Origin of the sequence: Rhodococcus sp. KRD162 (genome assembly GCF_017168335.1) — a bacterium.
Lineage (GTDB): Bacteria > Actinomycetota > Actinomycetes > Mycobacteriales > Mycobacteriaceae > Rhodococcoides.
The window spans coordinates 1-434 of the sequence record NZ_JABFAU010000090.1 but is presented as its reverse complement, the minus strand read 5'-3'; the positions used below and the strand labels follow the sequence as shown (position 1 = coordinate 434).

Below are 434 nucleotides of genomic sequence, written 5' to 3'. Positions count from 1 at the left end.
TAGCCCTAGTAGCTATCTTCTCAGTAAGTATTTGTGTCCTTGGTTTAATGATTGGATACAAAATATACACAAAACAAAGTTTTGAACAAAAGATTGAATCGCTCAAAAAAGAGAAAGATGATCAATTGAGTGAGGGAAATCAGAAGGATCATTTTCGTAAGGGACAAGTAGAAGTAATTGCCTATTATCCTCTCCAAGGGGAGCAAGTGATTTCGTCTATAAAGGAAATCATGACACAGGATATTAAAGACAATCTAGAGGATAAGGAAAATCTGGTTTTTTATTATACGGAGAAACAGGATTCGACTTTAAAAGGGATTGTCAACCGAAGTGTGATGAAACAAGTCTATGATTTAACTTCTTCAAAAGTTGAAGAAACTGAAAAAACTAGTCTAGCGAAAGTGCATTTGACAGAAGACGGTAAACCTTTTACC

At 34.8% G+C, this 434-nt stretch carries 1 protein-coding gene; it reads left to right on the top strand.

Annotated features, from left to right (window positions below):
• Nucleotides 1-434 (top strand): hypothetical protein (locus J1M87_RS28115; protein WP_206492934.1); only part of this gene is annotated, 434 nt, incomplete at both ends.